The following is an 11250-nucleotide window of genomic DNA, read 5'->3' on the forward strand; positions in this document are numbered from 1 at the left end:
CATCGCCTTTTGAACAACTTAAATCAAAGTTTTAGAATTTAAATTCTAGACCTGTACCTAGAACAGGTTGTTTGCTTTCATCTGGACCTTGTTCAAGTGCTAAGTAACCTGCATAACCATAAGCTTTCACTTGTTTGCTAAATGCATAATCCACACCTGCTATGAATTGCTGAGCTTCGTAATCATCACCCACTTTATAGGTCGTAGTATTTTGACTATATTGTGCTTTGACTGTCCAAGCTTTTGCAGAAGGTAAATTGTATTCTGCGCCGACTAACCAACCTTGAGCATCATCAATATTTGCTGCTGCAACATCATTACCTTTAGCAGCCTCAACCTCTGATGTTTGATACAGTGCTTTGAGTGCCAAACCACCCTCAAGATTTACACGACCGATCGCACGAACAGTATTTGCTGCAGCAAATACTGAAGTTACTTTTCCATCTTTATCTAATGCAGGATGCACCTCAGGCGCACTTGCATTTAAGATCCCTACGCCACCAAAGTTCGATGGAATGGCTTTGTCATAGGCTAAACCTGCGACAACAACGGGGCTGTCATAGACAACAGACGCCGACCAAGCATCGCCAAGACCACGACCTGCAGTTTTTACTACACCTTTGTCGCTCTTGATTCCTGAAGATTCACCTGTTGCAAGCAATGCATTAACTTTAATTGCACCTTCAGCAATTTTAAAAGCTGGTGATTCATAGACAACAACGTTATCTACACGGTTTTCACCCGTCATGATGCCTGTAACATCAGCACGGTTACCCACGTAGTTATTGAATGTATCAACTGGACTAGACAATTGTTTTAATGGTGTATCGTGTGCACCGACTTTCAATGTACCAAGTTTCGCATCTTTCAAACCAACGAAGCGGTTACGCTTAGACCAGTCGTCGCCTTCGCCGTCTGAGTTAAATGCCCATTCAATTGCATAAACTGCGCTTAAACGGTCAGTCAGTTTTTCATCGCCCTTTAAACCCAAGAAAGAACTGTTTGAACTGATTTCAACGACATCTTTATCTGAAACACCCGTTTTATTATCTTCAGGTAAATAATCAACTGACGCATCAATTTCACCGTAGAAGGTTGGTGCTGCAAAGGTTGACCCAGCCAAAAGGCTCAATGCGATAGCCGCTGCTTACTTAGTTTTCATCAAAAATTTTCCTTAAATTATTTTGTAACAGATATTACACACGCGAAACATATTACAAAATTATTAAAATAATATTTGCATTGCTCTTTTAGTGCTTTAGCTGATAAAAAACAACCAAAATCATGATTTAGAAGTGATTTTGGTCATTTTTTGATGCTTTTCCCCAAAATAGAATCGGGACTAAGCTCAATGCAGCCAAACCTGTGATCCAAAATAAATAAGTGCTATAACCCAACTGATCGGCCACTATGCCACTGATGCTATACAGCCCCCCACTCACCGTAGCCATAATGGCAACCTGAAATGTAAAGTCCGTTGCTGCAAATGCTTTACGACTATATTGCATCACCAAAGTCAGCATGATCACGAGCAGCATGGCTGAAATCATGTCTTCGGCAGCATTGATCCCATAGATCAGCCATTCATGGACGGGCCGTTTTGCCTCGAACTGCAAAGCCAGCCATGCATAGGCCAATAAACTGAATATTTTCAATACCGAATAGAAAACCAAGGCTTGCGCCCGAGAAATATACTTCAAGCTAAGACCAGCAAGCCCTGCCCCAATTAAAGCAGCCACTGCACCTAGCATGGTGACATACAGACCAATTTGACTAAAACTCAATCCTAAATCGACCATCAGTGGCTTAAGTAAAGGACCTGCCAGACCATCTGCAAGCTTAAAACTCAATAAGATCATCAGCCACAGTGTGAGGGTTTTGGTTTGGGTAAAATAAGTCAAATATTGGCGAATGGCGTAGAACAAGCCTGAAGTATGTTTATGGTTGTTATCATTCTCTGGACTAGATTTTATGTTGATTGGTGGCTTTAAAGGTTCTCGATAGAGAAATATAGGAATCGTATTGATGAACACCAATACCGCTAAAAACAGAAAGGTGGCTTGCCAATCCAACCAATCTAAAGCCCAAAGTACAGCGCCACCACCGACAATAAAGCCGAGTCTGGAACCAATCACCTGAAAGGTATTGCCCCAGTGCTGTTGGTCAGTTTTTAAAATATTAACGGCCAAGCCATCGGTTGCGACATCTTGAGTCGCACCAACCAAATTCATACTGAGTAAAGCCACAAAAAACAGCAGCAGATACATCGGTTCATTCAAGCTTTGGATCGGCAAAAAAGACAAGAAGACCAAGACCACCACGGACAGCAACTGCATTGGAATAATCCAACTCCGATAGTGCCCTTTGGACCTTGAACCATGCCGATCAATCCAAGGTGCCCAGATAACTTTGATCGACCATGGCAACATGAGTAATCCAAAGCCACCAATATGTGCCAAAGATACACCTTGCGCTCTTAAAATCACTGGTAAAGCATGGGTCATAAAACCAACAGGTAACCCTTGCGCCCAATATAAGGAAAACAGTAAAAGATAGAGCTGACGAAGCTGGATCATAAGTTCCTAAATGTTGAATGCGCTGAAGTTACATTTAGAGTAGTCAAAATGCGGCTATTTTGCCAATGATCTAAAAAAATCATCGACCTAAGATAAGGTCAATGCTGATGCCGTATTTTTAAAGTACATCACGTCGAAAATGGATTTCACTTATATAAGAATATGCAATGAATCAAAAGACTCTATTATTTCCGGTTTTGCCCGATCAAGTCCCATCACGTGGTTCCACTCTGAGCCGCGCTATTTTTAAAAAACTTTTTTTGGCACAAGGATGGAAATTTGACGGCGAATTTCCCAACCTTGCCAAAGCTGTAGCGATCATTTCTCCGCATACTTCTAATATAGATGCATGGCATGGTTTTCTCGCCTTGCTTGGGATCGGGATAAAAATAACCATTTTTGGTAAAAACACCCTTTTTGATACTCCCTTAAAACCACTTTTAGATTGGGTCGGCGTGATCCCAGTACAGCGTGAAAATCCACATGGACTGACACGTGAAATTGCTGAGATTGTCCAAGCGACAGATCAAATTTGGATTGGAATGGCACCTGAGGGAACACGAAAAAAAGCCGATAAAATCAGGAGTGGTTTTTACTATATTGCCTATGAAGCACAGATTCCTATCGTGATGTTTAGCTTTGATTATGCAAAGAAAACCATTCATTGCTTGGGTGTTTTTGAACCGAGTGGAGATTTTGAAACTGATCTCGAAAAAATTTTGAAGATATATGACGGGAAATTTTCCCCGAAAAATCCCGAATGGTTGGCCTTGCCGTTACAAAAGCACTGGAAAAAGCCCTAGTCAAATGGCTATTTTTTTGATGTGATGTGCACTTTGTATATTTAACCATCAGATTTCACCCATGAAACTTTTGCAATACCTGATTCCTAGCCTCTTTGTATTGGCACTCACTGGCTGTGATTCTGCAACCAAAACGCCTGCGACCACGACACCTACACCAGCCAAAGCACGTGAACCGGTGATCGCGATTGCGCTCGGTGGTGGCGGTGCCAAAGGTTTTGCTCATATTGGTGTGCTTAAAGTGCTTGAATCGCACGGTATTAAACCTAAGATTGTGACTGGGACCAGTGCGGGTAGTTTTGTCGGCAGCTTATATGCCAGCGGTAAAACGCCTTATCAAATGCAGCAATTGGCTCTGAACTTTAAAGAGTCCGATATTCGTGACTTAACCTTAAATAGCCAAGGCATTATTCAAGGGCAAAAACTGCAAGACTTTGTTAATAAAAACGTCGGCAATAAATCAATTGAACAGTTTCCAAAACGCTTTGCTGCTGTAGCCACCCGTTTGGATAATGGCAGCAAAACTGAATTTAACCGCGGCAATGCTGGCCAAGCAGTGCGTGCATCATGCAGCATTCCAAATGTATTTGTACCTGCAACCATTGCAGGGGTGAAATATGTCGATGGTGGCTTAGTCAGCCCGATTCCGGTGAAAACGGCACGTGATATGGGTGCAGATATCGTGATTGCGGTTGATATTTCTGCGCGTCCTGACGGTAGCAAAGCCGTAAGCATGTTTGGTTTACTCGATCAAACCATTAACATCATGGGACAACAAAGTATTAATGAAGAACTAAAAAATGCCAATTTCGTGATTCAACCGAAAGTGGGACATATTGGCACACTCGATTTGAAGTCGAGCAATGCGACGATTTTAGAAGGTGAAAAAGCCGCACAGCTCAAAGTGAATAGCATTATTAAGGCGATCGATAACTTTAAACACTCCCCTGCGGCCTTTAAACCAGCACCAAAAGCGAAAATATAATTCAACGATTTTTTTTATATTCATTGAGTTATACATCTGCTACATTGATATAGATACTGGTTCATCTATATCAATTCACCCTTATATAAGAGTAGATGTATGGAATTTATTTTAGAACCTTGGCACTGGTTTGTATTGGGCGTCGCTTTGATGCTTTTTGAACTGATTTTGCCGTCTTTTGCTGCGCTCTGGTTTGGCGTTTCCGCAATTTTGGTCGGGATCTTATATTGGATCTTTCCATCCATGGACTTTAATGTCCAAATTGTGGTTTGGATTATTTTTGCCGTGCTCTGCACATTTTTGTGGTTCAAATTTATTAAGCCTTTATCCATTGATAAAACCAAAGCAGGTCTGTCGCGTGAAGCGACAATTGGCCAAGTGGGTATGGTGATTCAAACCCAACTCAATCATGGCAGCGTTAAAGTTCGCTTCCCAATGCCTGTTTTAGGTTCAGATGAATGGCATTGCCGTACCCAAGATGCACTTCAAGTCGGCGACCGTGTTCGCGTGACCGATATTTTAGGCAATGATTTAGTCGTCCAACTGCACAGCAGCAACCACCCCGCTGACAATCCATAAATAAGTGAGAAATGACATGTCTGGTGTTTCTATTGTTTTTTTAGCGCTCTTAGTTTTTGTAGCCGTCACCATTTTTAAAGGTGTTCGTATTGTTCCCCAAGGTTATAAATGGATTGTTCAGCGTTTAGGTAAATACCATACCACGCTCAATCCGGGACTGAACTTTGTGATTCCGTATGTCGATGAAGTGGCTTATAAAGTCACAACCAAAGATATCGTGTTAGATATTCCCTCTCAGGAAGTGATCACTCGTGACAACGCGGTACTGCTGATGAATGCTGTGGCTTATATCAATTTAACCACGCCTGAAAAAGCAGTTTACGGTATTGAAAACTACACATGGGCGATTCAAAACTTAGTTCAAACCTCTTTACGTTCTATTGTCGGTGAAATGGACTTGGATGATGCACTTTCATCGCGTGATCATATTAAGGCTAAACTTAAAGCTGCTATTTCTGATGATATCTCTGACTGGGGCATTACGCTTAAAACTGTAGAAATTCAAGATATTAAACCTTCTCATACCATGCAAGCGGCAATGGAAGAGCAAGCAGCAGCGGAACGTCAACGTCGTGCGACAGTCACCAAGGCAGACGGTGAAAAACAAGCGGCTATTTTGGAAGCTGATGGTCGTTTAGAAGCCTCTCGTCGTGATGCAGAAGCTCAAGTGGTACTGGCAGAATCTTCACAGCGTGCAATTGAAATGGTGAGTTCAGCCGTCGGCGATAAAGAAATTCCAGTTGCGTACTTACTGGGTGAACAATACGTTAAAGCCATGCAAGATATGGCTAAATCTAATAATGCCAAAACTGTGGTTTTACCTGCGGATGTACTGAATACGATTCGTGGTGTGATGGGACGTAATAACTAAATCTTCGCATTAATTAAAATGGGTCGTGATATACGGCCCATTTTTATGCCCAAAACAAAAAAGAAGGCAAAGTTTGTGAATTTATGTTTAAATTTCACGTTATTTTTTTGACGTTTTAGGACTTATCGTTCGATTTTACCTACTTGGCTTAGGCAAATCCCATTGAGTCCCCTAATTAAACGCAATTGTCCAACGCCAAAGCGGATACCGTATGAGCTCCCTGAATCCCACCCTAATTACCTTTCTCTTTTATATTGTCGCCATGGTCGTGATCGGTTTACTTGCATACCGTGCGACCAGTAACTTTTCTGACTACATTTTAGGTGGCCGCCGATTAGGGAGCTTTGTCACTGCCCTTTCTGCAGGTGCATCAGATATGAGTGGTTGGTTGCTCATGGGTCTTCCGGGGGCGATTTACCTTTCAGGTTTATCTGAAATGTGGATTGCAATTGGTCTGATCATCGGTGCTTGGCTCAACTGGCTACTTGTGGCAGGTCGTCTACGTGTACATACCGAAGTTCAAAATAATGCCTTGACCCTACCTGACTATTTCTCAAATCGTTTTAACGATCAAAAGAAAATCTTACGTATCGTGTCAGCTGTGATTATTTTGATTTTCTTCGCAATTTACTGTGCTTCAGGCATGGTTGCAGGCGCTCGATTATTTGAAAGTATGTTTGGTATGTCGTATAGCACTGCGCTTTGGATCAGTGCCATTGCAACGGTGAGCTATGTGTTTATTGGTGGCTTCCTTGCTGTCAGTTGGACCGATACCATTCAAGCGGGCTTTATGATTTTTGCCTTGCTACTTACCCCTATCGTGGTCATGTTGTCATTCTCTGATTTAAGCCAGTTCACTCTGGCACTAGAAGCGGCACGCCCTCAAGCGATGAATGTATTTGCTGACTTAAGTTTTGTCGCAATCATGTCTTTATTGGCATGGGGCTTAGGCTATTTTGGTCAACCGCATATCTTAGTCCGCTTCATGGCAGCTGATTCTGTTAAATCGATTCCCAATGCACGCCGTATTGGTATGACATGGATGACGCTCTGCCTCGGTGGCGCAGTTGCAGCAGGCTTCTTCGGTATTGCTTATTTCCAACAGCATCCAGAACTGTCAAGTGTCGTTACAGCAAACCCTGAAACGGTCTTTATGGAATTGACTAAAATTCTATTTAACCCATGGGTGGCAGGTATCGTATTGGCTGCGATTTTAGCTGCGATCATGAGTACCCTCAGCTGTCAGCTTTTAGTCTGCTCAAGTACATTAACTGAAGACTTTTATAAATCATTCTTACGCAAAAATGCTTCACAAAAAGAATTAGTTTGGGTCGGCCGTATTATGGTGTTAATGATTGCGTTGCTTGCGATCTATATGGCGGGTAATCCTGACTCTAAAGTCCTTGGTCTCGTCGCATATGCATGGGCAGGCTTTGGTGCTGCATTTGGCCCACTGATTATCATGTCATTGTTTTGGAAACGCATGACACTCAATGGTGCTTTAGCAGGTATGGTGGTTGGTGCTGTTATGGTTATTCTATGGAAAAACCTCTGGGGCGATACAGGCGTTTATGAAATTATACCGGGCTTCATCTGCTCACTCATTGCAATCATCATTGTGAGTTTAATGGGCAAAGTGCCATCTGCTGAAGTCACTGAAAAATTTGAAGAAGCAGATCGTATCTATAAAGAAAGTATTTAAGACCAATAGCACTTAAATTTAAGCTCTAAGTTTTAATATCTGCAAAAAAGGACGCCTAGCGTCCTTTTTTGTTTTTATTATGTCATCCATTTAGATATTACTTAGAGGTTTATTGACTTCTGTTCCAAATATACAAAATATAAAAAAGCCCACATCATGTTAAATGTGTGGGCTGAGATCTTTTACTGCGTCATATTAACTTTGACGTTTTAATAAAAACTGCGTGATCTTGTGTAATTCTGCCGCATCTTCTGCAAAATAATCCAAAGCTTGAAGTGCTTGTGCATGTAATTCTTCTGCATATGCTTGCGCTTGATCAAGGCCCATTAACGCAGGATATGTGGATTTATCCACTTGTTGATCTTTACCCGCTGTTTTACCCAATGCTTCAGTGTCAGCAATAATATCTAAAATATCATCTTGCACCTGAAAGGCTAAACCAATCGCAAGACCAAATTCACGGAGTTTAGGAATGGCTTGATCTGTGCCATTAAATATTGTCACTGCCGCCATCATGATTGCTGCAGAAATTAAAGCGCCGGTTTTATTTCGATGAATATTTTCCAGTTCATCCTGACTGACGTGTTTGCCTTCCGCTTGTAAGTCTAGGACTTGTCCATTGACCATTTTTGAAGTTGCAGTCGCTAAAATTTGCATTTGCTTTAAGATAATCGGCGCTTCAACGGCTGGGCCTTGATCAAAGAGACGACTGCCTAAAACTTCAAAAGCCATCGATTGTAAAATATCGCCAGCAAGTAAGGCCGTATCTTCACCAAAAGCCACATGACAAGTTGGTTGACCACGACGAAGTAAATCATTGTCCATACACGGCAAATCATCGTGTGCCAATGAATAGCAATGAATAAATTCAATTGCCACCGCAGCACGGCGTACTGCTGCAAAATTGGTATTGGGTTTTAATGCTGCTGTTGCATAACAAAGTGCCGGTCGAACACGTTTTCCACCCAACATCACAGCATGATACACCGCCCCTTTTAAGGGTTCTGGAATTGAAAATGCATCAAGCGCTGTCAGTAAATCCTGCTGAATACGCTGCTGCGCTTCTGTCAGGGCATGTGTGGAAACGTCTGTTAAAGAAGACACATTCACCTCAAATACTTTAAATATTTAACTGCTTCGTTCATTAGCAAATCGACTGCCAATGTTTTCTGTCAATTTTGACCTGTTGCATAATACTGCTTTCTCAGATCTTTCTCTATGTTACGACCTAAATCTATGTGTTTTTCCCACAGTCTGATGGTTTTTTAAATGTCGTTTCCTCAAATAGCGCCACATTTTGTCCATCATTAAAACAAGTAGAATTTTTCGAGCCTTTCTTGGCTTGATACAAAGCCTGATCGGCACGTGCCAATGTTTCAAAAAATGACTCTGTACCATCCCACAAGGCCACTCCGCATGAGATACTCAGTTGTAAAGCCTTATCCGCATAATTCATCGAAGAAGCATAGATTTGCTCACAACATTGTTGAGCAATCGAACATGCAGTCGATATAGCCGTGCGTGGCAAAATCATTGCAAACTCTTCCCCACCCATGCGATATATTTGTGCATCTGCATGTTGACTAATTTGCATCCTTAAAAGCTGCGCACTTTTTCTTAAAACTTCATCGCCAAACGCATGACCGTAGATATCATTGATTTGCTTAAAATTGTCTAAGTCGAGCATCATCAAACAAATTTCATCGGCTTGTTCAACCGCGAAGCTTTTTTGCCACTGAGAAAGGTCTAAATCAAATCCACGTCGATTTTTTATCCCTGTCAGATAATCAAAATAAACTTGTTGTTCGAGTTGTTGGTTATGTTTCAACAGCGATAATTCGAATTGCTTTAAATTTGTAATGTCCGCACAGCACAACAACACATGTTCCAAATCGCCACTTTGTTGAAACTTAGGTTTGAGCGTGAACCAATAATGCCGTTCATTTTCACTATACATAAAGGGTTCAATGCTGTCGTTCTCTAAACAGCGTAAATCAAACTCAGAACTTGTGGCTTTGGTTTTTTGCTGCATCACAGACACGTGATTTAATACGATCTCTTGTAAGTCTGACTGAAATCGATGTTTAAATATTTGATTGGCGCATATCAGCTCAGCTGTCGCAGAAAATAACGCAGCAGGCATTGGCAACGCTTCTAATACAGCCAATTGTTCAGTAGGTAGATCCGATTTTATTAAGTCTTTTTTAAGCATGGTTTCGCTACTTTTTTTCAGGGTAAAGCTACGCAAAATGCTAACAAAATTAATCTGTCATAAATCACAGAAACTTTCTAATATTAAATGCAGTTCATATTATATAAAAAGATATACCAATTCATGATTTGCTTATTCATATAAAAGATAAAGGCAAAAAAAAGCCCCTGCAAAGCAGAGGCTGATTTCAAATGAGATGTTAAATGCTTAATCCAAACTATCCGCAGGAATACGCACCCAGCCTTCCATTAAGACACGCGCACTTCGGCTCATCACGGCTTTTTTAACGACCCACTGACCATTTTCATAAATTGCTTGCGCACCTACACGTAGCGTCCCAGACGGATGTCCGAAACGCACAGCTTCTCGCTCCCCACCACCCGCGGCTAAGTTCACAAGCGTTCCCGGTATCGCCGCAGCTGTACCAATGGCAACTGCCGCTGTGCCCATCATGGCATGATGCAGTTTCCCCATCGACAAGGCACGAACCAATAAGTCCGTATCTTGTTCTGAAATTTGTTTAGAACTCGAAGATGTATAGGCTTTCGGTTTTGAAACAAATGCAATCTTTGGGGTATGTTGACGCTGTTCTGCTTCAGCAATATCTGAAATCAAACCCATTTGCTGCGCACCATAAGCACGGATTTTTTCAAAACGGGCCAATGCCTTGGCATCACCATTGATTGCATCTTGCAGTTCAGTGCCGACATAACCAATATCTTCTGCATTTAAGAAAATCGTTGGAATACCTGCATTAATGAATGTTGCAGGGAAACTGCCTTCATCGGGTACGGTTAAAGTATCGACCAAGTTCCCTGTAGGGAACATAGCGCCGCCATCTTCACCATCATCTGCGGGGTCTAAAAATTCAATTTGAACTTCAGCTGCTGGGAAGGTCACACCATCTAGTTCAAAATCACCGGTTTCTTGTACTGCACCATCAGTAATAGGTACATGCGCAATAATGGTTTTTTGAATATTGGCTTGCCAAATACGAACCGTACACAAGCCATTTTCAGGAATACGTGATGCATCAACCAGACCATTTGCAATGGCAAATGCACCAACAGCTGCCGTTAAGTTTCCGCAGTTACCGCTCCAGTCTACAAATGCTTTATCAATCGACACTTGTCCAAATAGGTAGTCGACATCATGCTCAGGCTGTGAACTTTTTGCCAAAATAACGGTTTTACTGGTACTTGATGTTGCTCCACCCATCCCATCAATTTGTTTGCCATAAGGATCTGGACTGCCAATCACACGTAATAAAAGTTGGTCGCGAACTTTTCCAGCTTGTTGTGCTGCAAGCGGCAAATCATCTAGCTTGAAAAATACACCTTTACTAGTACCACCACGCATATAAGTCGCTGCAATCTTAATTTGGGGAGCAAAACTCATTTTTATTGAATCCTTAATCTTTATCATTGTGTTTTGGCAGAGCGTTCTTTTCTGCGCTTTTGCATCATACAATGTTTAATTGAAGTTTTAACAATCACATGACTTAAGTATAAAAAAACAACAT

The 11250-nt window shown here is 41.6% G+C and carries 10 protein-coding genes; 5 read left to right on the plus strand and 5 right to left on the minus strand.

All coding sequences use genetic code 11. The features are described from left to right. Window positions 1-31: 31 nt before the first annotated feature. Window positions 32-1138 carry a porin gene (locus tag FTU64_RS07870; protein ID WP_180059537.1) on the minus strand — a complete coding sequence of 369 codons (1107 nt, stop codon included), beginning with the start codon at window positions 1136-1138 and terminating at the stop codon, window positions 32-34. A 151-nt stretch (window positions 1139-1289) separates the two neighbouring features. Further along, window positions 1290-2576, minus strand: a complete 1287-nt coding sequence (locus FTU64_RS07875) for an MFS transporter (protein ID WP_180059528.1) — start codon at window positions 2574-2576, stop codon at window positions 1290-1292. A 167-nt stretch (window positions 2577-2743) separates the two neighbouring features. Here FTU64_RS07875 and FTU64_RS07880 point away from each other — a divergent pair, with 167 nt between their 5' ends. The 5 genes from FTU64_RS07880 to putP all read left to right on the plus strand — a co-directional run bounded on the left by FTU64_RS07880 (window position 2744) and on the right by putP (window position 7516). After that, window positions 2744-3379 (plus strand): 1-acyl-sn-glycerol-3-phosphate acyltransferase, encoded by a 636-nt coding sequence (locus tag FTU64_RS07880; RefSeq protein ID WP_078189966.1) that lies wholly within the window; start codon window positions 2744-2746, stop codon window positions 3377-3379. Between the two features lie 61 nt (window positions 3380-3440). Beyond that, entirely contained in the window at window positions 3441-4364 is a 924-nt protein-coding gene (locus tag FTU64_RS07885; protein WP_180059529.1) for a patatin-like phospholipase family protein, read from the plus strand. Between the two features lie 99 nt (window positions 4365-4463). Beyond that, a complete protein-coding gene (locus tag FTU64_RS07890) occupies window positions 4464-4943 on the plus strand; it encodes an NfeD family protein (RefSeq protein WP_180022299.1) in 480 nt (159 codons plus the stop codon). Between the two features lie 16 nt (window positions 4944-4959). After that, window positions 4960-5814, plus strand: a complete 855-nt coding sequence (locus tag FTU64_RS07895) for an SPFH domain-containing protein (protein WP_078189969.1) — start codon at window positions 4960-4962, stop codon at window positions 5812-5814. Window positions 5815-6025: 211 nt separating this feature from the next. After that, the gene (gene putP, locus FTU64_RS07900) at window positions 6026-7516 is read left to right on the plus strand and encodes a sodium/proline symporter PutP (RefSeq protein ID WP_180059530.1); all 1491 of its coding nucleotides are present in this window, start codon (window positions 6026-6028) and stop codon (window positions 7514-7516) included. A gap of 195 nt (window positions 7517-7711) precedes the next feature. On the opposite strand, the gene FTU64_RS07905 is transcribed toward putP, so the two are convergent. The 3 genes from FTU64_RS07905 to prpF form a co-directional block, all read right to left on the minus strand. Next, on the minus strand, window positions 7712-8620 hold the full coding sequence (locus FTU64_RS07905) for a polyprenyl synthetase family protein (RefSeq protein WP_180004317.1): 909 nt from the start codon (window positions 8618-8620) through the stop codon (window positions 7712-7714). 130 nt (window positions 8621-8750) lie between these two features. Further along, window positions 8751-9728: a GGDEF domain-containing protein gene (locus FTU64_RS07910; protein ID WP_180059531.1), complete on the minus strand. Its 978-nt coding sequence runs from the start codon at window positions 9726-9728 to the stop codon at window positions 8751-8753. Between the two features lie 207 nt (window positions 9729-9935). Beyond that, on the minus strand, window positions 9936-11126 hold the full coding sequence (gene prpF, locus FTU64_RS07915) for a 2-methylaconitate cis-trans isomerase PrpF (RefSeq protein WP_180040408.1): 1191 nt from the start codon (window positions 11124-11126) through the stop codon (window positions 9936-9938). Between the last annotated feature and the right edge of the window lie 124 nt (window positions 11127-11250).

It is taken from the genome of Acinetobacter sp. YH12128 (assembly GCF_013418655.1).
In the GTDB taxonomy this organism is placed as follows: Bacteria; Pseudomonadota; Gammaproteobacteria; order Pseudomonadales; family Moraxellaceae; genus Acinetobacter; species Acinetobacter amyesii.